At 63.2% G+C, this 25,020-nt stretch carries 27 protein-coding genes, 1 tRNA gene, 1 pseudogene and 1 riboswitch; of the genes and pseudogenes, 19 read left to right on the top strand and 10 right to left on the bottom strand.

Annotation, left to right across the window (positions count from 1 at the left end; all coding sequences use genetic code 11):
* Window positions 1-24: 24 nt before the first annotated feature.
* A complete protein-coding gene (locus B0G69_RS09345) occupies window positions 25-1,215 on the top strand; it encodes an acyl-CoA dehydrogenase (RefSeq protein WP_121316615.1) in 1,191 nt (396 codons plus the stop codon).
* A 172-nt stretch (window positions 1,216-1,387) separates the two neighbouring features.
* Here B0G69_RS09345 and B0G69_RS09340 read toward each other — a convergent pair.
* Window positions 1,388-2,025: pseudogene (locus B0G69_RS09340) on the bottom strand (peroxiredoxin).
* Window positions 2,026-2,377: 352 nt separating this feature from the next.
* Here B0G69_RS09340 and B0G69_RS09335 point away from each other — a divergent pair.
* The 3 genes from B0G69_RS09335 to B0G69_RS09325 all read left to right on the top strand — a co-directional run bounded on the left by B0G69_RS09335 (window position 2,378) and on the right by B0G69_RS09325 (window position 3,815).
* The gene (locus tag B0G69_RS09335; protein ID WP_007179108.1) at window positions 2,378-2,680 is read left to right on the top strand and encodes a DUF883 family protein; all 303 of its coding nucleotides are present in this window, start codon (window positions 2,378-2,380) and stop codon (window positions 2,678-2,680) included.
* Between the two features lie 129 nt (window positions 2,681-2,809).
* Window positions 2,810-3,196 carry a phage holin family protein gene (locus B0G69_RS09330; protein ID WP_121316614.1) on the top strand — a complete coding sequence of 129 codons (387 nt, stop codon included), beginning with the start codon at window positions 2,810-2,812 and terminating at the stop codon, window positions 3,194-3,196.
* Window positions 3,197-3,341: 145 nt separating this feature from the next.
* Window positions 3,342-3,815, top strand: a complete 474-nt coding sequence (locus tag B0G69_RS09325; protein ID WP_121316613.1) for a DUF3318 domain-containing protein — start codon at window positions 3,342-3,344, stop codon at window positions 3,813-3,815.
* A gap of 76 nt (window positions 3,816-3,891) precedes the next feature.
* Here the strand turns inward: B0G69_RS09325 and B0G69_RS09320 are convergent, their stop codons facing one another.
* From B0G69_RS09320 to glyA, 7 genes are all read right to left on the bottom strand, one after another.
* The gene (locus B0G69_RS09320) at window positions 3,892-4,323 is read right to left on the bottom strand and encodes a type IV pilin protein (RefSeq protein WP_121316612.1); all 432 of its coding nucleotides are present in this window, start codon (window positions 4,321-4,323) and stop codon (window positions 3,892-3,894) included.
* A gap of 10 nt (window positions 4,324-4,333) precedes the next feature.
* Window positions 4,334-4,825: a pilus assembly protein gene (locus tag B0G69_RS09315; protein WP_121316611.1), complete on the bottom strand. Its 492-nt coding sequence runs from the start codon at window positions 4,823-4,825 to the stop codon at window positions 4,334-4,336.
* A 116-nt stretch (window positions 4,826-4,941) separates the two neighbouring features.
* On the bottom strand, window positions 4,942-5,748 hold the full coding sequence (locus B0G69_RS09310) for a PilW family protein (RefSeq protein ID WP_121319262.1): 807 nt from the start codon (window positions 5,746-5,748) through the stop codon (window positions 4,942-4,944).
* On the bottom strand, window positions 5,748-6,191 hold the full coding sequence (locus B0G69_RS09305) for a hypothetical protein (protein WP_121319260.1): 444 nt from the start codon (window positions 6,189-6,191) through the stop codon (window positions 5,748-5,750). Before B0G69_RS09305 ends, B0G69_RS09310 begins: the two co-directional genes overlap by 1 nt.
* On the bottom strand, window positions 6,191-6,751 hold the full coding sequence (locus tag B0G69_RS09300) for a GspH/FimT family pseudopilin (protein ID WP_121319258.1): 561 nt from the start codon (window positions 6,749-6,751) through the stop codon (window positions 6,191-6,193). Before B0G69_RS09300 ends, B0G69_RS09305 begins: the two co-directional genes overlap by 1 nt.
* Before the next feature lie 203 nt (window positions 6,752-6,954).
* Window positions 6,955-7,437, bottom strand: a complete 483-nt coding sequence (gene nrdR / locus B0G69_RS09295; protein WP_042328342.1) for a transcriptional regulator NrdR — start codon at window positions 7,435-7,437, stop codon at window positions 6,955-6,957.
* A 6-nt stretch (window positions 7,438-7,443) separates the two neighbouring features.
* Window positions 7,444-8,691 carry a serine hydroxymethyltransferase gene (glyA, locus tag B0G69_RS09290; RefSeq protein WP_121316610.1) on the bottom strand — a complete coding sequence of 416 codons (1,248 nt, stop codon included), beginning with the start codon at window positions 8,689-8,691 and terminating at the stop codon, window positions 7,444-7,446.
* A 166-nt stretch (window positions 8,692-8,857) separates the two neighbouring features.
* Window positions 8,858-8,966: riboswitch (ZMP/ZTP riboswitch) on the bottom strand.
* 238 nt (window positions 8,967-9,204) lie between these two features.
* On the opposite strand from glyA, the gene ydfG reads away from it, so the two are divergent.
* From ydfG to B0G69_RS09225, 12 genes are all read left to right on the top strand, one after another.
* A complete protein-coding gene (gene ydfG, locus B0G69_RS09280) occupies window positions 9,205-9,951 on the top strand; it encodes a bifunctional NADP-dependent 3-hydroxy acid dehydrogenase/3-hydroxypropionate dehydrogenase YdfG (protein ID WP_121316609.1) in 747 nt (248 codons plus the stop codon).
* Between the two features lie 58 nt (window positions 9,952-10,009).
* The gene (gene ybgC / locus B0G69_RS09275) at window positions 10,010-10,489 is read left to right on the top strand and encodes a tol-pal system-associated acyl-CoA thioesterase (protein ID WP_121316608.1); all 480 of its coding nucleotides are present in this window, start codon (window positions 10,010-10,012) and stop codon (window positions 10,487-10,489) included.
* A gap of 156 nt (window positions 10,490-10,645) precedes the next feature.
* On the top strand, window positions 10,646-11,323 hold the full coding sequence (gene tolQ, locus B0G69_RS09270; RefSeq protein ID WP_121316607.1) for a protein TolQ: 678 nt from the start codon (window positions 10,646-10,648) through the stop codon (window positions 11,321-11,323).
* A gap of 10 nt (window positions 11,324-11,333) precedes the next feature.
* The gene (gene tolR, locus B0G69_RS09265; protein ID WP_121316606.1) at window positions 11,334-11,780 is read left to right on the top strand and encodes a protein TolR; all 447 of its coding nucleotides are present in this window, start codon (window positions 11,334-11,336) and stop codon (window positions 11,778-11,780) included.
* Window positions 11,777-12,781, top strand: coding sequence for a cell envelope integrity protein TolA (gene tolA / locus B0G69_RS09260; protein ID WP_121316605.1), 1,005 nt, complete (start codon window positions 11,777-11,779; stop codon window positions 12,779-12,781). The genes tolR and tolA overlap by 4 nt, the downstream gene beginning before the upstream one ends.
* A gap of 136 nt (window positions 12,782-12,917) precedes the next feature.
* Complete coding sequence (gene tolB / locus B0G69_RS09255) at window positions 12,918-14,210, top strand: Tol-Pal system beta propeller repeat protein TolB (RefSeq protein ID WP_121316604.1); 1,293 nt, start codon at window positions 12,918-12,920, stop codon at window positions 14,208-14,210.
* Between the two features lie 34 nt (window positions 14,211-14,244).
* Window positions 14,245-14,754, top strand: a complete 510-nt coding sequence (pal, locus tag B0G69_RS09250; protein ID WP_121316603.1) for a peptidoglycan-associated lipoprotein Pal — start codon at window positions 14,245-14,247, stop codon at window positions 14,752-14,754.
* A 20-nt stretch (window positions 14,755-14,774) separates the two neighbouring features.
* Complete coding sequence (gene ybgF, locus B0G69_RS09245; protein ID WP_121316602.1) at window positions 14,775-15,524, top strand: tol-pal system protein YbgF; 750 nt, start codon at window positions 14,775-14,777, stop codon at window positions 15,522-15,524.
* 183 nt (window positions 15,525-15,707) lie between these two features.
* Window positions 15,708-15,783 (top strand) — tRNA-Lys (locus B0G69_RS09240).
* A gap of 242 nt (window positions 15,784-16,025) precedes the next feature.
* Window positions 16,026-16,691: a TonB-dependent receptor gene (locus tag B0G69_RS09235; protein ID WP_121316601.1), complete on the top strand. Its 666-nt coding sequence runs from the start codon at window positions 16,026-16,028 to the stop codon at window positions 16,689-16,691.
* A 409-nt stretch (window positions 16,692-17,100) separates the two neighbouring features.
* Window positions 17,101-17,475, top strand: a complete 375-nt coding sequence (locus tag B0G69_RS09230) for a hypothetical protein (RefSeq protein WP_121319256.1) — start codon at window positions 17,101-17,103, stop codon at window positions 17,473-17,475.
* 328 nt (window positions 17,476-17,803) lie between these two features.
* On the top strand, window positions 17,804-18,643 hold the full coding sequence (locus B0G69_RS09225) for a mechanosensitive ion channel family protein (protein ID WP_121316600.1): 840 nt from the start codon (window positions 17,804-17,806) through the stop codon (window positions 18,641-18,643).
* 115 nt (window positions 18,644-18,758) lie between these two features.
* Here the strand turns inward: B0G69_RS09225 and B0G69_RS09220 are convergent, their stop codons facing one another.
* Entirely contained in the window at window positions 18,759-19,430 is a 672-nt protein-coding gene (locus B0G69_RS09220; protein WP_121316599.1) for a VTT domain-containing protein, read from the bottom strand.
* 182 nt (window positions 19,431-19,612) lie between these two features.
* Between B0G69_RS09220 and mutL the strand changes: the two genes are divergently transcribed.
* Both mutL and miaA read left to right on the top strand, forming a co-directional pair.
* A complete protein-coding gene (mutL, locus tag B0G69_RS09215; RefSeq protein WP_121319254.1) occupies window positions 19,613-21,658 on the top strand; it encodes a DNA mismatch repair endonuclease MutL in 2,046 nt (681 codons plus the stop codon).
* A gap of 43 nt (window positions 21,659-21,701) precedes the next feature.
* The gene (gene miaA, locus B0G69_RS09210) at window positions 21,702-22,652 is read left to right on the top strand and encodes a tRNA (adenosine(37)-N6)-dimethylallyltransferase MiaA (RefSeq protein ID WP_121316598.1); all 951 of its coding nucleotides are present in this window, start codon (window positions 21,702-21,704) and stop codon (window positions 22,650-22,652) included.
* Between the two features lie 70 nt (window positions 22,653-22,722).
* On the opposite strand, the gene purM is transcribed toward miaA, so the two are convergent.
* Entirely contained in the window at window positions 22,723-23,790 is a 1,068-nt protein-coding gene (gene purM / locus B0G69_RS09205) for a phosphoribosylformylglycinamidine cyclo-ligase (protein ID WP_121316597.1), read from the bottom strand.
* 101 nt (window positions 23,791-23,891) lie between these two features.
* On the opposite strand from purM, the gene B0G69_RS09200 reads away from it, so the two are divergent.
* Window positions 23,892-24,968 carry an AI-2E family transporter gene (locus tag B0G69_RS09200; RefSeq protein WP_121316596.1) on the top strand — a complete coding sequence of 359 codons (1,077 nt, stop codon included), beginning with the start codon at window positions 23,892-23,894 and terminating at the stop codon, window positions 24,966-24,968.
* Window positions 24,969-25,020: the final 52 nt, after the last annotated feature.

The following is a 25,020-nucleotide window of genomic DNA, read 5'->3' as shown; positions in this document are numbered from 1 at the left end:
GAGCAAGAGATCTGGAGATACGTCATGGCCGAAGCCGCGCAGTTTTACTGGGAAGACCCGCTGCTGCTGGATCAGCAGCTCACCGAAGACGAACGCATGGTGCGCGACGCCGCCGCGGCCTATGCGCAGGACAAGTTGCAGCCGCGCGTGCTCGAAGCGTTCCGTCATGAGAAAACCGACATCGAGATCTTTCGGGAGATGGGCGAACTCGGCCTGCTCGGCCCGACGATTCCCGAGCAATACGGCGGCCCCGGCCTGAACTACGTCGCGTATGGGCTGATCGCGCGTGAAGTGGAGCGCGTCGATTCCGGCTATCGCTCGATGATGTCGGTGCAGTCGTCGCTGGTGATGGTGCCGATCCACGAATTCGGCTCCGACGCGCAGAAGCAGAAGTACCTGCCGAAGCTCGCCTCCGGCGAATGGATCGGCTGCTTCGGCCTGACCGAGCCGAATCACGGCTCCGATCCGGGCAGCATGGTCACGCGGGCGAAGAAAGTCGACGGCGGCTATTCGCTGTCGGGCTCGAAGATGTGGATCACCAATTCGCCGATCGCCGACGTGTTCGTCGTGTGGGCGAAGCTCGAGGAAGACGGCAAGGACACGATTCGCGGTTTCATCCTGGAGAAGGGCTGGAAGGGACTGTCCGCGCCGACCATCCATAGCAAGGTGGGCTTGCGCGCGTCGATCACCGGCGAGATCGTGATGGACGAAGTGTTCGTGCCGGAAGAAAACCGTCTGCCGAATGTCGGCGGTCTGCGCGGCCCGTTCACGTGTCTGAACTCGGCGCGCTACGGCATCGCCTGGGGCGCGCTCGGCGCGGCCGAAGCCTGCTGGCACACTGCACGTCAGTACGTGCTCGATCGCAAGCAGTTCGGCCGGCCGCTCGCCGCGAACCAGTTGATCCAGAAGAAGCTCGCCGACATGCAGACCGAAATCACGCTCGGCCTGCAAGGCGTGCTGCGCCTCGGCCGCATGAAGGACGAAGGCACCGCCGCCGTCGAGATCACGTCGATCATGAAGCGCAACTCATGCGGTAAGGCGCTGGACATTGCGCGCCTCGCGCGCGACATGCTCGGCGGCAACGGCATTTCGGACGAGTTCGGCATCGCCCGGCATCTCGTGAACCTCGAAGTGGTGAACACCTACGAAGGCACGCACGACATTCACGCGTTGATCCTCGGTCGCGCTCAGACGGGTATTCAGGCGTTTTTCTGATGGCGTTGCTGAGGCGTTGCTGAGGCGTTGATTGTTTGTTGCGTCGAGCAAAGCGGGATCACGCCGCTCAATGACAAAACAAAAGGCCGGTTCATGCTGAACCGGCCTTTTTCGTTGCGACGCCGTGCTATCGCGTTATCGCCAATCGCGCCTTCCGAGGCGCATCAGGCGCTTAGTTGTTCGGCTGCGGTGTCATGCGCAGGTAGGGACGCAGCGCCTTGTAGCCCTTCGGGAATTTCTGCTTGATGACTTCCTCGTCCTTCAGCGACGGAACGATCACCACGTCATCGCCCTGCTTCCAGTTGCCCGGCGTCGCGACAGAGTGGTTGTCGGTCAGCTGCAGCGAGTCGATCACGCGCAGCACTTCGTCGAAGTTGCGGCCGGTGCTGGCCGGATACGCCATGGTGAGACGCACCTTCTTCTTCGGATCGATCATGAACAGCGAACGAACCGTGAAGGTTTCGCTCGCGTTCGGGTGAATCATGTCGTACAGCTCGGCGACCTTGCGATCACCATCGGCGAGAATCGGGAAGCCCACGCTGGCGGCTTGAGTCTCGTTGACGTCCTTGATCCACTCCTTGTGCGATTCCGCGCTGTCGACCGACAGCGCAATCGTCTTCACTCCGCGTTTTTCGAATTCGTCGGCGAGTTTGGCGGTCAGGCCGAGTTCAGTTGTGCAGACCGGCGTGAAGTCGGCGGATGCGAAAACAGCACGCCCCAACTATCGCCGAGCCATTCGTGAAACTTGATGCGGCCAACACTCGACTCCTGCTCAAAATCCGGCGCGATATCGCCAAGACGTAGACTCATCGTGGCTCCTCCTTTGGGTATCAATTCGGCTATCGGATTCGGCGCGAGCATTTGCCGCCACATCCCGCAAAACATAAAGCATCAGGCAGGCACAGTCCGTGACGAAGGAACATTGGCGTCACTCCTTTATGCGTTTTTGTAATTTTCGCCGATTTGGTTGAAACTTTGCGGGACAGATCAACTCCATCTGAAGCAAACTTTGGTTGGGGCTACCCTTCAGCGTGTGTTTTTCGTACTTTGGGTAACCGGGAATGGTTCGTGCATCGATGCGAATCGACCGGGCACTGCGCTCGCCAGCGGCCGTTTCTTTGGTTACGATTCACGCGTGGCGTGAGATAAAGGGGAGCTGTCCATGTCGGAAATCAACAAGGAGAGATTGATGTCGGATATCAAAACCGTCCTCGCGGACGCCGAGGATCTGCTGAAACAAGCCGCGAGCGCCACGGGCGAGCGCGCGTCGGAACTGCGTGAAACGGCGCTCACGCGCCTGAAGCAGGCGAAGGAGAAGGCGGCTGACGTGCAGGTCGTCGTGGTCGAGAAAGGTAAGAAGGCGGCCCGCGCCACCGACGACTACGTGCACGAGCATCCGTGGGCGTCCATCGGCATTGCCGCGGGTGCCGGCGTGCTGCTGGGGCTATTGATCAACCGCAAGTAACGCTGGTGCGGCTGTCGGACGAAGCTGGTCCGGCGCATCAGTATTCGAGCTGACCGGCGCACGCCTGGCCGGTCCGCTTCTCTTGGCGCGCATCCTTCTCACGCGCCTTCACGCGCAACGCCCACAGCCATGACGATCGACACCCAATCGCAGCGCGGAGAACATAGTCCGTTGCGCCGCATTATCGGTTCCGTATTTGCAATTCTGCAGACGCGGCTTGAACTGGTCGGCATCGAACTCGCCGAAGAAAAAGACCGCCTGCTCGGCGTGCTGTTTCTCGGCCTCGCGGCGATGATGCTGGCCACCATGGCGCTGATCGCCCTGACCGCGTTGATTGCCATCGCATTCTGGGACACCTACCGATGGCAGGCGCTCGCCGGCATCACGGCGGTCTACGCGATTGCCGGCCTCGCCTGTGCCCTTAAAGCGCGCAGCGGTTTGCGCAATGCGCCGCTGGTGTTCGAAGCGACCATCGCCGAGTTCGAGAAAGACCGCGAGGTGTTCCGCAAGCCGTGACATGCAAGGCGTGACGGGCGAGCTTCAACGTCCCGCGCCTTCATTGAGAATCTCAAGCAAACATGTAGTGCCGTTTAGTCTCGTCGTTAGCCTCGTCGCCTAGTTGCGCCGTTGACTGTCCCACCCACACTGCCGCCGACACGCCATGAGCCATTCCGATACCGCATTTCGTAACACGCGCCACCACGCCAAAGAGCTGAGCGCGCCGCACTTGCGCGCGCTGCGCAAGGAATTGCTGCTGGTGCGTGCGGATGTCGAGCGCATGGAACTCGCTCAGGCGACCCTCGATTTGCGGCAGGCGGTCACGCACTTCAGCTGGCTGAGATTCATCCTGCCGGGCTTTGGCGGCATGCGGACCGGCAGTGGGTCGAAGGCACACTTCGTCAATGCAGGCACCATCGGCGCGTTGCTCAAGCAGTATCCGTTCATCAGCTCGGTCATTTCGATGCTGATCGCCAAACCACTGCGCGCGACCGTCGTCGCTGGTGCAAAACCCGCTCTCAAATGGGGCAGCCTGGGGCTCGCGGCTTGGGAAGCGTATCGGATCTGGCAGCAGATGAAACGCGATTCCGGCTCGTCTGCCGGCGCTAAGGCCGAGTCGACGGATAGCGGGTATTAAGTTGTTGCGACGAAGTGGGCTCGTGGCTGGGCGCTCAGTTGCCGAGTTGCGAAGTCCCCGCTGAGTCGTCATTACTCTAAGTCGTATTCCAGCATTCGCTGCTTGCCGGGGTCGCCCCGCCAGCAACACTTCTATTGCTTCGCTGGCCCGTCGCATCAAGCGCAAACGTGCCACACGGATCATCGGCCATCGGCCCCGATTGTTCCGGCGCTGCCTCGATTGCATAGCCGCCGTTTGCATCGTCCGCCGGCAACACATGCAAGCGATAAATGGGCGTACCGAATTGCGGCGCCTGGTCCAAACCCGGCGGCAGCGTCGACACGCCGTCGCTTGCCGCGCCCTCGACGAATTGCGCTGCCCGATACAACGCGGACGCCGCATCGATACGATGGGTTCGCGCCACATGATTGCGATACGAAGGCACGGCAAACGCGGCCAGCGTGGCGGCTATCGCCAGCGCGATCATCAGTTCGAGCAACGTGAATGCGGATGTGTACGTTCTCCTCATGCGTCTCCCGTCAAAATGGTCTTGCAGCGACACGTCGCCAATGACGCTCGATCGTCTCGCCGTCGATCACCAGTTCCATCTGAAGCCATACCTGCGACTCGCTCGTCCGGCCGAAACCGCGCGAGGTCAGTAAATACGCGCGAGCTTCAGCGCGGGTGGAGAGACGCCACGCCTCGATCAGACATTGCGGCGCGCGCAACGAGCCTGGCCATTGCGCGACCGGCGTGACGGCGCCGGCTTCGAATGCGCTTTCGAGTTTCCATTGCGCCGGCTCGCCATACGCGGCTTGCGGCGCTGCGGGGGCGTCGGCACCGGCAGCAATGACGCTTCGGGCGCACAGGTTCAGCGCCGAGTCCGCAGCGTGGAAAGCCTGCAAATAGTCACGCACGTTGGTGGTTGCGCGAGCAGCGGCGAGCGATGTTTCGAACCAGGCCGCCGAGGTCGCCAGCATCATGGCTGAAATCAGCAGCACGATTGGCAGAACGACGCCGCTGTGACGCATAAGCGAAACATGACTACCGAGGCTAAGTCGAACCAAGCGTACGGGTTGCGGCTCATTCTTACGCTGCTCGTGCTTCCCATGCGTGCGGCGCAGCGCCACCGTTGCGGGTCGCTCAATCACAGTGAAGCCTCCGCTTGATCGCGTAGCGCCACGCGTCGCGAAAAAGCTTGTCGCGGCCGCTGGTCGGCACCGAGCGTGCTGACCCCGTCGCAATCGACGTAGCGTGAGCGCTGCCCCTCTGGCGTACCGCGTACCAGCACGCAAAGGTCGACGGCCACGATAGCCGCCCATTGATCAGCCTGAACCACTGAAGCGTCCAGCGCGTCAGGAGCGCCGGGCAGCCAGTATTTGATCCGCACTCGCTCGACGCCCTCGACCAGCGGCTGCGCGGACCCCGGGTTGCCATTGCCTTCGCAGTAAAGCTCCGGCTCGCCGCTCGACGGGCTGACGTTGGCAAAGTACCGATTGACCACCAGCGCGCCCTGCTCGGCGAGCATCGCGGTATTGCCTGTCACGGCTTGTCCAAGGCAGTCAGTTGCCTGCCCGCTCGTCGATGGCCACGTGGACACGCTATCCCCTACATAGCGGAGCGCGACGCCATCCGATCCGCCGGACAGTTTTGTGCACGCAATGCTGTCTTCCGCGCCCGTCGGGCGTCCACCCGAACATCCGAATAACGCCGGCGGACCGTCGTAATGCAGAACATCCGCAGGCACGAAGCCGGCCATTTGCAGTTGCTGGCCGATCAGCGTCAGCGCGGTCAAACCGGCTTCGCGAATTCGCATCGCGTTGCTCGCGTGCTCGAACGCGCTGCGCTGCGTCGTATAGAGCGACACGGCGCCCGCCGTCACCACGAGCCCCAACGCCATGGCGATCACAAACTCGAGCAACGTGTGACCGGAAGCTGAATGCCAGCGCCGCATCATTTCGCAAACGCCAACGCGACGCATGACGAGCCGGCGGGAACATCCGCGCCGCCACAGGACTCCGGCTTGTCGATCACGTCATCGGTGCGCGGCATATCGCGCACGGCCGCCCACGTCACAAGCGCTGCCGACACGCCCGCGCTCTCGCCCACCGACGCTTCGCCATGTGGCAGAAGGACGTTTGCCCGTGCGCTCCATTGCCGGGTTGCAGCATCCGTTGTCGAAGTTGTGCACGCCGCCTCGGCGACGGAATCAGCGATCCACGCCGCGTGTTCGCGCATCGACATCGCGCGCGCTTCCCGTGCGGTCCATAGTTGACCGGCGATCAAGCCTAGCGCTGTTACAGCGATCAACGCGACGGCCAGCATGACCTCGATCAAGGAACTGCCCCGGCACGTCGCTGCGCAGCGGCGCGAGCTGTGGGTTGGCGAACGGCGCATCATGACGCCGCTCCGCAGGCACCCTCGGCGAGCCGCGCGCGACCGCCCGCCGCAATGCGGATGCAGCGGCGCCACTTATCGCCTTGCGTCGCCTTGGTAGGTGTGCGCGGCGCGATATCGAAACTGCGGAACGCACCGATCAGTTGGCCCGCCGGCGGCGTGAACGTGAGATTCGTCTGCACGCCGCTAATACTCACCGCAGCAAGCAGCGGTTGTGCGCGCAGCAACGAAAGCGTGCCGCCACGCTCCGCCAGTACAGCCCAGCCGCACGACCAGTCGGCGATGCCGTCGCCACAAGGCTGTCCCGTGGCAAGGCAAGCTCGCGCCGCATCGATGCGGCACACGGTGACGCGTGCGCCGCGGCGCAACGCTTCGCTGCGCGCGTAGGCGAGCGTCGACACAAGCGCCCTCGCACGTGCGTCGACCTGATCGCGCACGTGCCACGCGACGAACGACGGCGTGGCCATGACCGCGATCACCGCCAGCAGCGCGACCACGGCCAGCGTCTCGACAAGCGTGAAGCCGCCGCGCGACGGCCAGCAAAGCGCATCGTTTTTCATCTGCATCCCTGATCGTTTGGAAGAATGCAGCCAATCTAGCGATTCGCAACCGGCTCAACAATCGGCCGGATGGCCAGGTGGTATTCGGACGCTATCCCGCACGAAAATGCACGCGACGAACCATTACGGAGCGGGAGAGACTGATGCGCGAATTAACGCGTGGGACCACGGCTACGCAGGAACAACGCGCGGCGCGACGGCAGTCAGCGCTTACGCGCAGGCTTGGGCGGAGAAGAGGCGCGGCGAAATTCTTCGATCACGTCTTCGAATTCGGAGACGTCTTCGAAGCGCCGGTACACGGAGGCGAAACGAACGTAGGCAATGGTGTCGAGCGCACGCAACTCGTTCATGACGAGTTCGCCGAGGCGCTCGCTGCGCACCTCGCGCTCGCCGCTGCCGAGCAATTGATACTCGATGCGGGCGACCGCCGCGTCGATCGCGTCCGCCGCCACCGGGCGCTTGCGCAGCGCCAGTTGCATGCTCGCGACGATCTTGCGGCGGTCGAATTCAGTGCGGCTGCCATCCTTCTTGACGACCGACGGCAACGCCAGCTCGACCCGCTCATACGTCGTGAAACGTTTGTCGCAGGCCGGGCAGCGGCGGCGCCGGCGAATCGTCGCGCCGTCTTCGGATACGCGCGAATCGACAACCTGCGTATCGGCGTGGCGGCAGAAGGGGCAATGCATGACGGCTTACTTGTAGACCGGGAAACGCTGCGTCAACTCGGCGACCTGGCCGCGCACGCGCTCGATCGTGGCGGCGTCTTCCGGATTGTCCAGCACGTCGGCAATCAGGTTACCCACCAGCTCGGCTTCCTTGACGCCGAAGCCACGCGTGGTCATGGCCGGCGAGCCGAGACGCACGCCGCTCGTCACGAACGGCTTTTCCGGATCGTTCGGAATCGCGTTCTTGTTGACGGTGATGTGCGCCGCGCCGAGGGCCGCTTCCGCTGCCTTGCCGGTGATCTTCTTCGCGCGCAGGTCGACCAGCATCACGTGGCTTTCGGTGCGGCCCGACACGATGCGCAGACCACGCTTGACCAGCGTTTCAGCCAGCACGCGCGCGTTTTCGACGACCTGCTGCTGGTACGCCTTGAATTCCGGCGACAGCGCTTCCTTGAACGCGACGGCCTTGCCGGCGATCACGTGCATCAGCGGACCACCCTGGATGCCCGGGAAGATTGCCGAGTTGATCTGCTTCTCGAACTCGGCCTTCATCAGGATCACGCCGCCGCGTGGGCCGCGCAGGCTCTTATGCGTGGTCGTGGTGACGAAGTCCGCGTGCGGCACCGGGTTCGGGTAGACGCCCGCGGCGATCAGACCGGCGTAGTGCGCCATGTCGACCATGAAGTACGCGCCGACCGACTTGGCGATCTTCGACAGACGTTCGAAATCGATGCGCAGCGCAAAAGCGGACGCGCCCGCGACGATCAACTTCGGCTTGTGTTCCTGAGCGAGCTTTTCCGCGGCGTCGTAGTCGATGTCTTCGGCTTCGTTCAGGCCGTAGCTCACCACGTTGAACCACTTGCCCGACATGTTGACCGGCGAACCGTGGGTCAGGTGGCCGCCATGCGCGAGGCTCATGCCCATGATCGTGTCGCCCGGCTTGAGCATCGCGAAGAACACGCCCTGGTTCGCCTGCGAGCCGGAGTTCGGTTGCACGTTGGCCGCATCGGCGCCGAACAGCTGCTTCACACGGTCGATCGCGAGCTGCTCGGCGATGTCGACGTATTCGCAGCCGCCGTAGTAGCGCTTGCCCGGATACCCTTCGGCGTACTTGTTGGTGAGTTGCGAGCCTTGCGCAGCCATCACAGCCGGGCTCGTGTAGTTTTCCGACGCGATCAGTTCGATGTGCTCTTCCTGGCGGCGGTTTTCCTGCTCAATGACCTTCCAGAGTTCAGGATCGACGTTGGCGATGGTGCTTTGGGCTCTGTCAAACATACGGATTCCGTTGAGTGTGTTCAGGTTGACCGGATCATGCGCCGAATCTTGCGTAGAGGGTACGCAGCGCTGCTGGCGGCTGGGCCAGCCCTGACGTGGCGAACGGAGAGTCGCCGCACACGCGAGGCAGGACAGCCACCGTCAGCGCAGATAAACGCGCGCGGATCACGGCTGCCCAGGCGAACGGCAAAACGGCACCCTGCGCTTCACGGTGGGTTGTTCCACCTTGAACCCGATTGGTTGAATCGGTTCTATCGCCAGTTACGCAGGGTCGAGCGCGTTAGTTTATTGGAAGAGGATCGAATAGGCAACCGGCTTCCGGGCGCGGTCGCGCGGGCCAGCGGGCCGGGCCGCCGCGGCGCCTCCTGCAGTGCGCAAACGACATCCGTGAGCGCACCGGGAACCCGCTGCGCGCCCCTGCCACAGCCCCTCATGCGGTTGGTTCATCCTTGCCGCGGCGCCGCATTGGAAGTAGGCTTGGGGCCTTTCTCTCTTACCGACCAGGGAACTGCAATGATCGTGTTCGTCACCGGAGCGTCCGCGGGATTCGGCGCCGCTATCGCCCGGGCCTTCGTTAAAGGCGGCCATCGCGTCGTCGCGACCGCGCGCCGCAAAGACCGTCTGCAAGCGCTCGCCGACGAACTCGGCGACGCGCTGCTGCCGTACGAGCTCGACGTGCGCGACCGCGCCGCCGTCGAAGCGGCGCCCGCCGCGCTGCCGGCCGAGTTCGCCGCGATCGACGTGCTGGTCAATAACGCCGGCCTCGCACTCGGTGTCGAACCAGCGCAAAAGGCCAGTCTCGACGAATGGAACACCATGATCGAGACTAACTGCACGGGCCTCGTGCAGGTCACGCATGCGCTGCTGCCCGGCATGATCGAACGCAATCGCGGGCACATCTTCAATCTGGGCTCGGTGGCGGGCCGCTGGCCTTACGCGGGCGGCAACGTGTACGGCGCGACCAAGGCGTTCGTGCGCCAGTTCAGCCTGAACCTGCGCGCCGATCTGGCCGGCACCGCGCTGCGCGTCACTGATATCGAGCCGGGCCTGTGCGGCGGCACCGAATTCTCGAACGTGCGTTATCGCGGCGACGATGAAAAAGCGGACAAAGTGTACGAAAACGTCCAGCCGCTGACGGCCGAAGACATCGCGGATTCGATCTACTGGATCGCCACCCGTCCGGCCCACGTCAACGTCAACACGATCGAACTCATGCCGGTGGCGCAATCGTTCGCCGGCTTGTCGATTCATCGCGGCTGAAGCCCGCCAGACGGGGCGCACACTTTGAAACAGACCACGCGGTGTGCGTTCCGGTAAAATGCGCCGCATGAATATATCGACCAGCCAGCCTGGCGCGGAAATCGGCTACACGTGGTCCATCCGCGTGTACTACGAAGATACCGATGCCGGCGGCATCGTGTTCTACGCCAACTACCTGAAATTTTTCGAACGGGCGCGCACCGAGTGGCTGCGCGCGTGCGGCGTCGACCAGAGCCGGCTCGCGGATGAAACAGGCGCAATTTTTATCGTGCGCAGCACCGCGCTGGACTATCGGGCCCCCGCCCGGCTTGACGACGTGGTCAAAATCGTCAGCCGGATCGAGCGTCTCGGCAGGGCTTCGGTAGACTTCGCCCAGGAAGCGTGGCGTGAAGGCACGCTGCTTGCTACCGGTTCGATCCGGGTCGGCTGCGTCGACCGCGTTGCGCTGCGGCCGGCCGCGATTCCTCCTCCGGTTCTGGCCGCTTTGCGGCGCGGGCCCGGCATGGGCGATGCCGGCTTGTCAACGGACAACGCCTGAATCCCGTTGATTCGGGGCCAGTGAACTCATACCGATCAAGCAACACCAAGCATGGTTCGGCTTGCAATACCGCCGAAGCTTCCGTTTTGCCTACGGCAAGCATCGAGCGGCCTTGCAGCTGGACGCCCCCTTCCCGGGACGCTAAAACAAACCTTTATGAACACTACACAAGATCTGTCGATCATTTCTTTAGTACTCAACGCGAGTCTGCTGGCTCAGGCCGTGATGGCCCTGCTGCTGTTGCTGTCGCTGCTATCCTGGACTTTCATCTTCCGCAAGTGGTTTGCGATCCGCCGTGCGCGCGCGCAAACTGAACGCTTCGAACGCGATTTCTGGTCAGGCGGCGACCTGCAGGCGCTGTATCAGAGCGCCGCGAACAACCGCCATACGATCGGCGCGCTCGAACGGATTTTCGAGTCCGGCATGCGCGAGTTTCTGAAGGGCAAGGAAAAGCGCCTGAACGATCCGGGCGCGATTCTCGATGGCGCACGGCGTGCAATGCGGGCCGCGTTCCAACGTGAAATGGACGTGCTCGAAGCCAATCTCGCGTTTCTCGCGTCGGTCGGCTCGGTCAGCCCTTATATCGGTCTGTTCGGCACGGTGTGGGGGATCATGAACGCGTTCCGCGGGCTCGCCAACGTCCAGCAGGCTACGCTTGCGAACGTCGCGCCGGGCATCGCCGAAGCGTTGACCGCCACCGCGATCGGCCTGTTCGCCGCCATTCCGGCGGTGGTCGCGTACAACCGCTACGCGCACGACATCGACCGTCTGGCGATCCGCTTCGAGACCTTCATCGAAGAGTTCTCGAACATCCTGCAGCGCCAGGCACAGTAAGGAGGCCACGATGGCAGGCTCCCGCTCCTCCAGCATGCGCGGCTCCCGTTCGCGCCGCGCGATGGCCGACATCAACGTCGTGCCGTACATCGACGTGATGCTCGTACTGCTCGTGATCTTCATGGTCACCGCGCCGCTCGTCGCTCCGTCGATCGTCAATCTGCCGACCGTCGGGGGCGCCGCGCCGCAGCAGCAAACCCCGCCCGTCATCGTCAACATTCGCGCGGACGGCAACATGAGCGTCAAGTACAAAGACGATTCCGGCGCGCAGCAGCAGGAAAACATGTCGAAAGCCGACCTGAACGCCTTTATCGCCGACCGGGCGCCATCGCATCCTGACCAGCCCGTCGTGATCGCCGCCGACAAAACCGTGAAGTACGAAGCCGTGATGAACGTGATGTCCGCGCTGAAAGCCCGCGGCGTCAAGCGTGTTGGATTGCTCGTCAAATCGCAATGATCCGCAAGAACTCCGAATACCCGCTCCAGCCACCGCGTGAACGCGGCACCGGGCGAGCCTTTGCGTTCGCACTGGTGATGCATGCGCTGCTCGGGTTCTTCCTGTATCACGGCATCCAGTGGCAAAACAGTACGCCCGAGGGCGCGGAGGCCGAGTTGTGGACCGAGGTGCCGGACACGGCGATCCCGCGTCCCGTCCCGCCGCCGCCCGTACCGGTCGCCCCTGCGCCGCCGGTGCGCGACGAGCAGGCCGACATCGCGCTACAGGAAAAGAAGCGTCAGCAGCAGGAAGCGGCGCGCGAGGCGCAACTGGCCGAGCAGCAGCGTCAGCAGAAGCTGCAGGCGCAGCAGGAAGCCGAGGAGAAGCGGCAGCAGCAACTGGCGGCCGACCAGGCCGCGCAGAAGGCCGCGGCAGCCAAACTGAAACAGCAGCAGCAACAACAGCAGGCCGAGAAGCAGAAGCAGCAGCAACTGGCCGAACAGCAAAAGCAGCAGCAGTTGAAAGAACAGCAGCAGGAGCAGCAGAAGCAGGCCGAAGCTGAAGCGCAGAAGAAAGCCGACGCGCAGAAAGCCGCGAAGGCCAAGGCGCAAGCCGACGCTGCAGCGCAAGCGAAGAAGCTCGATGCCGAACGGCGCGCGCGCCTCGCGCAGATGCAGGGTGCGGTTGGCGGAACGAGCTCGTCCAGCAATGGGCTCGGCAAGAGCGGCACGGGCAGTGGCTCGGGTGGCACGGCGGCATCGCCGGGTTACGCGGACAAGGTGCGTCGCGCAGTGCTGCCGAATGTCTCGTGGGGCGGCGAAACGGAAGGTCTGGAAACCGTGATCTCGGTGCGCTGTTCGCCGACCGGCACTTTGCTGAGCGCAACGATCTCTCGCAGCAGCGGCAACGCCGCGTGGGACGCCGCTGCATTGCGGGCGGTCCATCGCACCGATCCGATGCCGCTGGACACCAATGGCAAGACGCCGGAAAGCTTTTTGATTACGCTGCGTCCGGCTAGTTGATGGCAGCAATTTGACAGTCAGTCGACGGCAGACGCTGCGCCCGCTCACGGGGCGCGCTCGGGAACGAATTAGGCGTTTTCCGGTCTGTCTGCTGTCGTGAAGTGTAGTAAAACCGTTTTTGGGGAATCCATACAGCATGAGTTTGATGACCAAGCTAGGCCTGCGGACACTCGTAGCATCGTGCCTGATCGCCGTTGGCGGCGCCGCCAACGCACAACTCAACGTCCTCGTGACGGGCGTCGGCTCCACCCAGTTTCCGATCGCCACGGCGAATTTCGCCAATGAGGCGAACTCGCCGCAGCAGGTCAGCACGATCGTGCGTCAGGATCTGCAACGCAGCGGCAAATTCACCAACATCGACGCGGGCTCCACGCCGGTGTCGGAATCGGATTCCGTCGACCTCGGCGCGTGGAAAGCCAAGGGCGCCAACGCGTTCGTGGCGGGCAGCGTGAACCGCCTGCCGAACGGTCAGTACGAAGTGCGTTTCAAGCTGTACGACACGGTCAAGGGCGAAAGCCTCGGCGGCCTCGTGCTGGTGAGTCCGGAAAGCGGCTTGCGCATGAGCGCGCACAAGGTCGCAGACTATATCTACGCGAAGCTGATGGGCGGCCGAGGCGTGTTCGCCACGCGCCTGTCGTACGTCATCAAGACGGGTGGCCGCTACCAGTTGCAGATCTCCGATTCGGACGGCCAGGACGCGCACATCGCTCTGTCGAGCCCCGAGCCGATCATTTCGCCCGCGTGGTCGCCTGACGGCACCAAGGTCGCCTACGTCTCGTTCGAAAAGAAGAAGCCGATCGTCTACATCCACGACCTGCCCACGGGCCGTCGCGTGGTCGTGTCGGATCAGAAGGGCAACAACAGTGCGCCGGCGTGGTCGCCGGACGGACGCACGCTTGCCGTCGCGCTCTCGCGCACCGGCAACACGCAGATTTTCGCCGTCAACGCGGACGGCAGCGGTCTGCGTCGTCTCACGCAAGGCAGCTCGATCGACACCGAGCCGACCTTCTCTCCTGATGGCCAGTCGATCTATTTCACCAGCGACCGTGGCGGCGCACCGCAAATCTACAAGATGTCGGCGCAAGGCGAACGCGCCGGCTCCGCGCAGCGCGTCACCTTCACGGGCAGCTACAACACCAGCCCGCGCGTGAGCCCGGACGGCAAACAGCTCGCTTACATCTCGCGCGTCGGCGGCGGGTTCAAGCTCTATATCCAGGACCTGCAAGGCGGAACGGCCACGGGCCTGACGGACACGACACATGACGAATCGCCGAGCTTCGCGGCGAACGGTCAGTACATTCTTTACGCCACACAGGTGAACGGCCGTGGCGTGTTGGCCGCAGTATCGACCGACGGTCGCACTCGGCAGGTCCTGTCCGTTCAGGGGGGCAGCGTACGCGAGCCGTCCTGGGGCCCGTTTATGCAATAACGTTTGATGCAATAACACAAGGAGAGTAACCAAAATGATGTCCAAACTTCGCTATGTATTTGCTGTTCTGATGGTCGGCGCGCTGGCCGCATGTCACTCGGGCGTCAAGCTCGACGAAAACGCCGGCAAGGGCGGTGCAGTGTCGACCCAGCCGAACCCGAACGATGTCGCACAGGTCAACGTCGACCCGCTCAACGATCCGAACAGCCCGCTCGCCAAGCGCAGCATCTATTTCGACTTCGACAGCTACTCGGTCAAGGACGACTACCAGCCGCTGCTGCAACAACACGCGCAATACCTGAAGAGCCACCCGCAACGCCACGTTCTGATCCAGGGCAACACCGACGAACGCGGCACCAGCGAATACAATCTGGCGCTCGGCCAGAAGCGTGCTGAAGCCGTGCGTCGTTCGCTGTCGCTGATGGGCGTGACGGACTCGCAAATGGAAGCCGTGAGCCTCGGCAAGGAAAAGCCGCAAGCTACGGGTCATGACGAAGCGTCGTGGGCACAGAACCGCCGCGCAGACCTCGTGTATCAACAGTAAGTCAACGGGTGATGAGCCGAATGACGCATCGTTTCTCCTGGCTGCGGTTTGCCGCAGCGGCCTGCGTCGCGGGCACGGCCTTCGCGGCCGTGCCCGCGCATGCGGGCATCTTCGACGACGATCAGGCCCGCCAGGCCATCCTCGATCTGCGCTCGAAGACCGATAGTTTGTCGAGCCAGCTGTCGGCCGCACAACGCACGATCCTCGATCAGTCCAACCGTCTCGACCAGCTGAACCAGCAGGTCGCGACGCTGCGCGGGCAGAACGAGGACATGGCGAATCAGCTCACCACGCTGCAGAAGCAGCAGAAGGACTACTACACCGATCTGGACACGCGCCTGAAGAAATTCGAGCCGCAGCAACAGACGGTGGACGGCGTCCAGGGCGAGGTGCAGCCGGGCGAAACCGAGTCGTTCAATGCGGCTTCGCAGCAGTTCCGCAGCGGCGATTTCAAGAACGCCGCGGCGTCGTTCCGCAGCTTCATCTCCAAGTATCCGAACAGCCCTTATCAGCCGACCGCGCAGTACTGGCTCGGCAACGCGCTGTATGCATTGCGCGACTACAAGGGTTCGACGGCCGTTTGGCAAGGTGTGGTGGCCAAGTATCCGCAGCATCCGCGTGCGCCGGAAGCGTTGCTGGCAATTGCGAACAATCAGATCGAGCAAGGTCAGAAGGCCGCGGCCAAGAAGACGCTGGAGCAGATCGTCGCGCAATACGCGGGCTCGGACGTTGCGCAGTCGGCTCAGAGCAAGCTGTCGCAGATCAAGTAGTCGTAGTCGATGTCGGGTAGTTGGCAGTCACGCGCAGTGTCCGATGTCATAGCCACGCGCGCCTCTCGCTCGAAGGCCGGGTAGCGATACCCAGCCTTCTACTAACTGAAGTGTCGATAGCTTGATTAGCCACACTGGGTTGACAGCCCACCAAGGCTATCGATATAATTTCGCTTCTCTTTTGGGTCGTTAGCTCAGCTGGTAGAGCAGCGGACTTTTAATCCGTTGGTCACAGGTTCGAATCCCGTACGGCCTACCAAAAGATTCGAGGGCTTACATGCATTCGCATGTAGGCCCTTTTCTTTTTGCCTCACGCTTTAGCTCGCGGCTCTAGCGCCTTCCTCGTTCATTCCCCCAAATAGTTCGACTCCCCACAGACCACTCAAGGTCTGCGCATGCATGATCGCTTGGCGGCGCCTGTAGAGCGCTCCGGAATAGACCATGAAGACCATGAGACCGGGGCGTCAAGGGCAATGATCCCTGCTGCCCGACCGCCTAGGGATGCCCGTGAAAACGATAAGAGTAATCTCGGTAATTGGCTTGGCATTCTCGATCGAGACCTCGCACGCACAGGAAATATTCGTGCAGGGAGGCACGCTTGGCATCGGTGCCGGCGCGGCACTGAGTCTCACGTCATGGTTCGGCGTGCATGCGGACTTCAATGCATTCAAGTTCTCGCATGACTTTACCGTGGGCGGGAATCGCTACGAGGACTACGTGCGTCTGCGTCAGGGCGGCATCTACGGTGACTTCTTCCCGTGGGCGAATAGCGGCTTTCGCCTCACGGCCGGCGTTCGCTTTACGGGCAATGAAGTCAGCGGCGATTCCGTTCCTACTAACGGCACCTACACGTTCAAAGGTCAAACCTCGCCCGCCTTTCCGGGCGAGTATGCGACCGCCACCGCCAGGCACCCGCCCGTGATGCCATATCTGGGTATTGGCTACGGCCTGCACCCCGGCAGAAAAGGGTTCGGCCTCGTCGTCGATCTGGGCGTCGCTTATGGCATCCCGCGCTCTTCATACACGCTGTCGCCCGCCCTTGCCGAGGCTGCCGGCCCCGCGCTGAGCCAGCAGATCATCGCGACGGGGCTTCAACAACTGCAAGAGAAAGCGTCTCCCTATCGCTGGTATCCCACGTTGCAGATCGGCGTTTCGTACCGCTTCTGATTGGCCCAGCTAAGGGACGCGGGCATGGCTCCGTCGACGGCGACAACGCTTACATCGCAATCGCATACAAACGATTTAACCGCGGTCATCTGCGTTCAAAGCTGAGTGCCGAAACATGCCCTCCTTTCTCGCTGGTTAAAGGACCAACGAAGCTCGACGCACTCCATTCGGCTCTATTGCATTCCTCACCATCCGATTGACACATTTCTACGATTCAAACCAACGTTTCACACCAAAAATCAGCGTCTTTCCAGGTCTTTCGCTTCCCACCAATAACATCGAACCCCGGTGATTTATCGAGATGGAAAGATATGCAATGATCGCCGCCGATCCGGCAAGACACACTGGAGCCATGCGTCGACAGACGCTTCGGCAATGCCGCGAAACCCTGCGCTTTCATTGCATCGATATGGCCAATTTTCTGTTCGATCTCGTTTCGAACCTCGCTTTACTCGCGGTCGTCGTGATCGCATGTGAGGTGTACAACCGGCTTACACCCGGTCCAGCAATCAATGGCGCGCACGTATTCGCCGCGCTGGCACTGGCCGCGCTGCTGCTCGATGCGGCGCTGACCTTTCTCGTGTTCGCCGACGCGCAGAACCGCTACGGCCAGTTCAGCACGCCGGCCGCGTTTTCCTTCCGCGCTGCCGCCTACGTGATCGCGATCGTCATTGCTTTCGCGTGGCATCACGTGACGCGCCGCAAGCGTGCCGCGATAACCACCACCGACAAAACGCTCGTCATCCACACCTCTCCCTATTCGCAATCGCATCTGCGCATGTAAGCCCACTCCAGGCATACGCGTCTCGGCGCGACTCGTCGCCGACCGCTAATCGACGTCACCAACTTGCTCCAAAGGCATCGCGCAAACGCGCTCACGCGCCCCGCGTACAGCAAGCCGTCGCCTCTTTTAAGGCGGCCGCCTGTTCTCCCGCTCTCTCCCGCCAGGCTTCGCGTTCGGAAGACGGGAACGGTCCTTGCACATGCGCGCGCCGTCGCCTATAACTCCCGAAGACCGCGCGTTGCCGTTTGCGTCCGCCGTCGGGCATTGCCGCTGTATTGCGCCACCGTTGTTCAATCAGTCGAAGGCAACTTATCCCACGAGGGACATCTTGGATCTCGATACCGTACGCGTGTTCATCATGACCCGAGGCATCGACCTCGGTACCAAGGTTCTCGGCGCGATTGTTCTGTGGATCGTCGGCCGCTGGATCATCGGTCTGATCATCGGCTTGCTGCGCAAGGTGCTCGCGCGCAATGGCCGGGTCGATCCCACTCTCGCTCACTATCTCGGCTCGATTCTCGGCGGCTTGCTGAACCTGCTGCTGATCCTCGCGATCCTGCAGATATTCGGTGTCCAGACGACTTCGTTCGCCGCGTTGCTCGCCGGTCTCGGCCTCGCGATCGGCACCGCCTGGGGCGGCCTGCTTGCGCACTTCGCGGCCGGCGTCTTCATGCAGGTATTGCGGCCGTTCAAGGTCGGCGACTTCGTCACCGCGGGGGGCGTCACCGGCACGGTCTCGGAGCTGGGCCTGTTCGGCACCACCATCGTGACGCCGGACAACGTGACCACCATCGTCGGCAACAACAAGGTCTTCTCGGACACGATCTCGAACTTCAGTGTGTTGCCGGTACGGCGTGTCGAGCTGACCGCGAAGATCGCCAACGGCGTCGACCCCACTGACGCGATGAACCGGCTGAGGGCGGCCATCGTGCAGATTCCGAATGTCGCCGAGAGCCCCGCGCCCGACATCGAAGTGCTGAGTTTCACGCCGGAAGGACCCTTGCTGTGCGTGCGCCCCTACACGGCCAATGATCACTATTGGCAGGTCTATTTCGACACGAATCGCGCGATCGTCCAGACCTTCAAGGAAGCCGGCTACCCGACACCGGAAACACCGCTGGCGCCGCGCGCGGTCGGCCCGGGCGCGACGGGAACCGCGGCCGGTTGAGAGAGAAGGTCGCACCGCATCGCCGGCGATTCAAAGCATCGCAAAATGAAAAAGGCGTCGCGAGATTCGCGACGCCTTTTGTTCATCTGCCTACGCACGCATCTGCAATGACGCGTCAGCGGCTATTGGCCTTGGCCCCACCCTTGCGCATCATCTTCCACAACGCGCCGAGCAGAACCGGCACGATGGCCGCGCCGATACCCACCAGCACGATCACGTTCAGATACTGACGGATGAACGGAATATTGCCGAAGAAATAACCGAGCAGCACGAGCAGCAACACCCATAGCAGCGCGCCGAGGACGTTGAACAACTGGAACCGGCTCACGGTCATCGACGAAGCGCCGGCCACGAACGGCGCGAAGGTTCGCACAACGGGAATGAAACGCGCGAGCACGATGGTCTTGCCGCCATGCTTTTCATAGAAGTTATGCGTCTTCTGCAGCGCGCTGCGGTCGAGGAAGCGTTCGAGAAAAGGAATATGCGAATCGAACACCCGCGGCCCGATGGCCCGTCCGATCATGTAGTTGACGGTATTGCCGGCGATCGCGGCGAGGAACAGCAGCACGATCAGCAGACCGAGGTTCAACTGGCCCGTCGCACAGAATGCGCCGCCGATGAACAACAACGAATCGCCCGGCAAGAACGGCAGAATGACGAGGCCGGTTTCGCTGAACACGATCAGGAACAGCACCGCATAGACCCAGGCGCCGTACACATGGATGAAGTCTCCGAGGAACTTGTCGATGTGCAACACAAGGTTGACGAAATGTAGCAGCGTGTCCAAGGAGCGTCCTCTGTTAAGGGAATGTGAACGTGGTGAAAACAGCCTTGCCGGCAGGCCCGCGATGAAGACGGCAAGCCCATGCTCGCCGCCGGAAATTGACCGCGTCATGATACCGAAAGTGCCCGGCCGCAATTAAAAATCCGTTGCCGGTGGCTCGTGTGCCGAATCGCTATAATTTCGCCATGTCAGAATTCTCCGAAACGCCTGCCGATTCCGCCGCGGCCGCCGTGCCCGCCGCCGCGCCCGCACCGCGCCCGTTGCGCGCGATCCAGCCCCTTCCCGATCAGCTGATCAGCCAGATCGCCGCCGGCGAAGTGGTGGAGCGGCCCGCGTCGGTGGTCAAGGAGTTGTTGGAAAACGCGCTCGACGCGGGCGCGCAGACGCTGCGCATCCTGCTCGATGAAGGCGGCGTCAAACGCATTTCGATCACCGACGACGGCTGCGGCATTCCCGAGGGCGAACTGGCGCTCGCGCTGATGCGCCATGCGACCAGCAAGATCCGCTCGCTCGCCGAACTGGAAGCGGTCGCCACGCTCGGTTTCCGTGGCGAGGCGTTGGCGTCGATCGCGTCGGTCGCACAGCTGACCATCACGAGCCGCACCGCCGAAGCGCCGCATGCCGTGCGCGTCGACGCACAAACCGGCGTACTGAGCCCCGCGGCCGGCACCCAGGGCACGACGATCGAAGTGCGCGAGCTGTACTACAACACGCCCGCGCGCCGCAAATTCCTCAAAAGCGAACAGACCGAACTCGGCCATTGCCTCGAACAGATTCGGCGCGCGGCTTTGGCGCGGCCCGACGTCGCGATTTCGGTACTGCACAACGGCAAGGCGGTCGAACACTGGAATGCGAGCGAGCCGCCGGTGCGGGTCGCGAAAATTCTCGGCGAGACCTTCGCGACGGCGCACCTGCCACTCGACGAATCCGCCGGACCGCTGGCCGTCTACGGCTGCGCGGGCTTGCCGACCGCGAGCCGCGGGCGTGCCGATCAGCAATACTTTTTCGTCAACGGCCGCTTCGTGCGCGACAAGCTGCTCACGCACGCGGTGCGCGCCGCTTATGAAGACGTGCTGCATGGCGACCGCTATCCGTCTTATGTGCTGTTCCTCGATCTGCCGCCTGAGGGCGTCGATGTGAACGTGCATCCGTCGAAGATCGAAGTGCGGTTTCGGGATTCGCGCTCGATTCACCAGTTCGTGTTCCACGCGGTGCAGCGCGCGCTGGCGCGGCATGCGGGCGCATCGCCGGAAACGACGGCGGGTGGTCATGCGACGCACCTGGAGCCGATGGCAGGCGGCCCGGCTTCGTTCGGCGCGACGCCGCTGGGCGGCGCGGCGGGCATGGCCGCCGGTGCGGGCTTCGGCGGCTCGGCAGGCGGACTGGCGCGTGGCGGATCAAGCAGCGGTTTCGGCCCGTCGTCACAGCCCGGCAACACCTGGATGCGCCAGGCGCGCATGACGCAAGGCACGCTGCCGGTCGCGCAACCACTCGCGTTTTACGACGCGCTGTTCGGCCGCAAGGACAGCCATGCCGGCACCGCGGAAGGCGCGACCCTGCTGGAGGCGCGAGACTCGGCGGCGCAAACGCCATCGCCGTATAACGCGTCGGCCCCCTATCCGCCGCCGGCCTTCAACGTCACCGACGAACAACCGCTCGGCTTCGCGCTCGGCCAGATTCACGGCATCTACGTGCTCGCGCAGAACGCGCACGGGCTGGTGATCGTGGACATGCACGCCGCGCACGAGCGCATCCTGTACGAGCAGTTCAAGAACGCGCTGGCCGATCGCGCGATCGCCGTGCAGCCGCTGCTGATCCCGCAGACGATGCAGGCCGATCCGATCGAAATCGGCACGGTGGAAGAAGAGCGCGACACGCTCGACGCGCTCGGCTTCGACCTTGCCGTGCTGTCGCCGACCACGCTGGCGATCCGCGCCGTGCCCGCGCTGCTCAAGGACGCCGATCTGCAGGCGCTGGCGCGCGCGGTGCTCGCCGATCTGCATGAGTTCGGCGGCTCGCGCGTGCTGACCGAGCGTCAGCACGAACTGCTCGGCACGCTCGCCTGCCATCACGCGGTGCGTGCGAACCGGCGTCTGACGCTCGACGAAATGAACGCGCTGCTGCGCCAGATGGAAGCGACCGAGCGCGCCGATCAATGCAACCACGGGCGTCCGACGTGGTATCAACTGACGCTGTCCGACCTCGATCGGCTGTTCATGCGCGGGCAGTGACGGTGCGCTCGCTGATTTTGCTTCGACCCGTGCGGGCTTGCTCATGACGCCACGCAACGTTGCCACGCCGATCCCTTGCCTGCTCGGCCCGACTGCCTCCGGCAAAACCGCCGCCGCGCTGGAGCTCGCCGCACGGAGGCCGGTGGAAATCATCAGCGTCGATTCGGCGCTGGTCTATCGCGAGATGGATATCGGCACTGCCAAGCCGACTGCAGAAGAACGCGCCGTGGCACCACATCATCTGATCGACATCGTCGATCCGACCGACGCCTATTCGGCTGCGCAGTTTCGCGCCGACACGTTGCGGCTGACCGGCGAAATCCACGCGCGCGGACGGCTGCCGTTGCTGGTCGGCGGCACCATGCTGTACTACAAGGCGCTCACGCAGGGGCTCAACGACCTGCCCGCCGCCGACCCCGAGGTGCGCGCCGCGCTCGATGCCGACGCCGCCCGCGAAGGCTGGCCGGCCCTGCACGAACGGCTTGCGACCGTCGACCCGGTGACGGCCGCTCGCCTCGCGCCCAACGATTCGCAGCGGATTCAGCGCGCGCTCGAAGTATTCATGCTGACCGGCCAGGCGATGTCGGCATGGCTTGCCGCCCCCGCGCGGCCGGACGACGCCGCGGCGGCATGGCGCTTCGTGCCGATCGCGCTGGAGCCGTCCGATCGCAGCGTCTTGCACGCGCGCATCGAGCAGCGCTTCGATGCGATGCTGGCCAGCGGTTTCGTCGATGAAGTCGTGAAGCTGCGCGAACGCGGGGATCTGCGGCCCGAGATGCCGTCGATGCGCTGTGTCGGCTATCGGCAGGTCTGGGAATATCTGGACGGCGCGGTCGATTATCCGACGATGCGCGACAAGGGAATCTTTGCGACCCGGCAGTTGTGCAAGCGGCAGCTCACGTGGCTGCGAAGCATGACAGAGCGGGTGGTGGTGGACTGCTGCGATCCGCACGCTACCGCGCGGGTGCTCGATCAGATCGAGGCGTTGATTTGAGGCGTTGATGTATCGAACCCGCGCGGCGCGCATGCAATCCGCATGCTTGCCGCGCGGGCAATAGCATCCGTTAGATCACGACGGTCTGCGCTTCACCGGCTGCGCCTTCGCGAATCGTGCCGATCTTCCAGACCTGCTCACCGGCTGCCGACAGCAAACCGATCGCCGCTTCGGCGTCGGCTGCGGACACCACCACCGCCATGCCGATGCCGCAGTTGAACACGCGGTGCATTTCCGCATCGGCGACGCCGCCGTGCTTCTGCAGCCACGAGAACAGCGGCGGCAGCGGCCACGCGCGGTGATCCAGCTCGGCCGTCAGACCTTCACGCAGCACGCGCGGAATATTTTCGACCAGCCCGCCGCCGGTGATGTGCGCCATGCCCTTCACGGCGATCTGCTGCATCAGCGACAGCAACGGCTTCACGTAAATGTGAGTCGGCGCCATCAGCGCGTCGGCGAGCGAACGGCCGTCGAAGTCCGCATTCAGATCCGGCTGCGCGCGCTCGATGATCTTACGCACCAGTGAAAAACCGTTCGAATGAATGCCGCTCGATGCCAGACCTAGCACCACGTCGCCCGGAGCGATCGTGCTGCCGTCGATGATCTTGCTCTTTTCCACCGCGCCGACCGCGAACCCGGCAAGGTCGTACTCCCCGTCCGGATACATGCCCGGCATTTCCGCCGTTTCGCCGCCGATCAGCGCGCAACCCGACAGTTCGCAGCCATGCGCGATACCCTTGACGACCGTGGCCGCCGTGCCGACGTCCAGCTTGCCGCACGCGAAGTAGTCGAGGAAGAACAGCGGCTCGGCACCTTGCACGAGAATGTCGTTCACGCTCATCGCGACCAGATCCTGGCCGACGGTGTCATGCTTGTTCAGTTGAAACGCGAGGCGCAGTTTGGTGCCGACGCCGTCGGTGCCGGACACGAGCACCGGCTCCTTGTATTTCTTCGGCACTTCGAACAGTGCGCCGAACCCGCCGATGCCACCCAGCACGCCCTCGCGCATCGTCTTTTTGGCAAAGGGCTTGATCGCGTCGACAAGGGCGTCGCCCGCGTCGATGTCCACGCCGGCGTCGCGATACGACAAACCTTGGGCCGAATCAGTTGAAGGCTGGGCGGATTTCGGGTGATTCATGGGGAAGAGCTCGAAGGTCGGTAAAATGCGATTTTACCCGATGCTGGCCGACTGGCTGGAATTTGATCATCCGGTTCCGACTACACCTGGGAAAACCCGTTTTGCAACAAAATTCCTCGATTCTGACGCCCGTTCAGCGCCGCGCCCTCATCTGGCTGGTGATCGCGCTCTGCACCGGCATTCTGCTCTGGCTGTTGAGTCCCGTCCTCACCCCGTTCCTGCTGAGCGCGATCCTCGCCTACATCCTGCATCCGGGCGTCGCGTGGATGGTGCGTCGGCGCGTGCCGCGCGCCCTCGCGGCACTGCTGATGATCCTGTTCTTCACGCTGCTGATGACCATGCTCTTCCTACTGGTGCTCGCGGTGGTCCAGAAAGAAGGGCCGCAATTGCGGCAGCAGGTGCCGGTGTTCTTCGCGCATGTGAGCGCGTGGCTGCAACCCAAGCTGGCCATGCTGGGTCTGGCCGACTCGCTCGATTTCGCCAGCATCCGCGACCTCGTGATGGGGCAGCTCGAAGGCAGCGCGAAAACGGTCGCGCAGTACGCGTGGACCTCGATCCGCACGAGCGGCAATCTGATGATGGCGCTGGTCGGCAACCTCGTGCTGGTGCCGCTCGTACTGTTCTATCTGCTGTTCGACTGGAACCGCATGCTCGCGCGCCTGCAAATGATGGTGCCGCGCCGCTGGCTCGACAAGACGCTGCAACTCGCGCGCGACATGGACCAGATGCTGTCGCAATACCTGCGCGGCCAGTTGCTGGTGATGGCCGTGCTGGCGGTGTACTACTCGGTCGCGCTGAGCCTCGCCGGCTTCGAGATCGCGCTGCCGGTCGGCATTTTTACCGGGCTCGCGGTGTTCATCCCGTACCTTGGTTTTGCGACGGGACTCGTGCTGGCGCTGCTCGCGGCGCTGCTGCAATTCGGCGACTGGTATGGCTTCGGCGCAGTCGCGCTGATTTACGGCTTCGCGCAGATCGCCGAAAGTTTTTATCTGACGCCGCGTCTCGTCGGCGAACGGATCGGGCTGCACCCGCTCGCGGTCATCTTCGCGCTGCTTGCGTTCGGTCAGCTGTTCGGCTTTTTCGGCGTGTTGCTTGCGTTGCCGGTCAGCGCGATTCTGTCGGTGGCGATCCGCGAATTGCGGCAAAGCTATCTGGCCAGCGCGCTTTACAACAACTAACCGCTTACTGACGTTTCAGGGCCCGAGGTCCGGGCCGCTACGGCCTTAGCCT

Origin of the sequence: Paraburkholderia sp. RAU2J (assembly GCF_003634845.1) — a bacterium.
Taxonomy (GTDB): Bacteria; Pseudomonadota; Gammaproteobacteria; order Burkholderiales; family Burkholderiaceae; genus Paraburkholderia; species Paraburkholderia fynbosensis.
Note: the sequence above shows the minus strand (reverse complement) of the source record. Positions and strands in the feature narration are given on the sequence as shown.

Coding starts and splice junctions, on each gene's coding strand:
- B0G69_RS09345 (WP_121316615.1), top strand. CDS start 25: ATGGCCGAAGCCGCGCAGTTTTACTGGGAAGACCCGCTGCTGCTGGAT.
- B0G69_RS09335 (WP_007179108.1), top strand. CDS start 2,378: ATGTCGGAAATCAACAAGGAGAGATTGATGTCGGATATCAAAACCGTC.
- B0G69_RS09330 (WP_121316614.1), top strand. CDS start 2,810: ATGACGATCGACACCCAATCGCAGCGCGGAGAACATAGTCCGTTGCGC.
- B0G69_RS09325 (WP_121316613.1), top strand. CDS start 3,342: ATGAGCCATTCCGATACCGCATTTCGTAACACGCGCCACCACGCCAAA.
- B0G69_RS09320 (WP_121316612.1), bottom strand. CDS start 4,323: ATGAGGAGAACGTACACATCCGCATTCACGTTGCTCGAACTGATGATC.
- B0G69_RS09315 (WP_121316611.1), bottom strand. CDS start 4,825: ATGCGTCACAGCGGCGTCGTTCTGCCAATCGTGCTGCTGATTTCAGCC.
- B0G69_RS09310 (WP_121319262.1), bottom strand. CDS start 5,748: ATGCGGCGCTGGCATTCAGCTTCCGGTCACACGTTGCTCGAGTTTGTG.
- B0G69_RS09305 (WP_121319260.1), bottom strand. CDS start 6,191: ATGCGCCGTTCGCCAACCCACAGCTCGCGCCGCTGCGCAGCGACGTGC.
- B0G69_RS09300 (WP_121319258.1), bottom strand. CDS start 6,751: ATGAAAAACGATGCGCTTTGCTGGCCGTCGCGCGGCGGCTTCACGCTT.
- nrdR (WP_042328342.1), bottom strand. CDS start 7,437: ATGCATTGCCCCTTCTGCCGCCACGCCGATACGCAGGTTGTCGATTCG.
- glyA (WP_121316610.1), bottom strand. CDS start 8,691: ATGTTTGACAGAGCCCAAAGCACCATCGCCAACGTCGATCCTGAACTC.
- ydfG (WP_121316609.1), top strand. CDS start 9,205: ATGATCGTGTTCGTCACCGGAGCGTCCGCGGGATTCGGCGCCGCTATC.
- ybgC (WP_121316608.1), top strand. CDS start 10,010: ATGCGCCGCATGAATATATCGACCAGCCAGCCTGGCGCGGAAATCGGC.
- tolQ (WP_121316607.1), top strand. CDS start 10,646: ATGAACACTACACAAGATCTGTCGATCATTTCTTTAGTACTCAACGCG.
- tolR (WP_121316606.1), top strand. CDS start 11,334: ATGGCAGGCTCCCGCTCCTCCAGCATGCGCGGCTCCCGTTCGCGCCGC.
- tolA (WP_121316605.1), top strand. CDS start 11,777: ATGATCCGCAAGAACTCCGAATACCCGCTCCAGCCACCGCGTGAACGC.
- tolB (WP_121316604.1), top strand. CDS start 12,918: ATGAGTTTGATGACCAAGCTAGGCCTGCGGACACTCGTAGCATCGTGC.
- pal (WP_121316603.1), top strand. CDS start 14,245: ATGATGTCCAAACTTCGCTATGTATTTGCTGTTCTGATGGTCGGCGCG.
- ybgF (WP_121316602.1), top strand. CDS start 14,775: ATGACGCATCGTTTCTCCTGGCTGCGGTTTGCCGCAGCGGCCTGCGTC.
- B0G69_RS09235 (WP_121316601.1), top strand. CDS start 16,026: ATGCCCGTGAAAACGATAAGAGTAATCTCGGTAATTGGCTTGGCATTC.
- B0G69_RS09230 (WP_121319256.1), top strand. CDS start 17,101: ATGGCCAATTTTCTGTTCGATCTCGTTTCGAACCTCGCTTTACTCGCG.
- mutL (WP_121319254.1), top strand. CDS start 19,613: ATGTCAGAATTCTCCGAAACGCCTGCCGATTCCGCCGCGGCCGCCGTG.
- miaA (WP_121316598.1), top strand. CDS start 21,702: ATGACGCCACGCAACGTTGCCACGCCGATCCCTTGCCTGCTCGGCCCG.
- purM (WP_121316597.1), bottom strand. CDS start 23,790: ATGAATCACCCGAAATCCGCCCAGCCTTCAACTGATTCGGCCCAAGGT.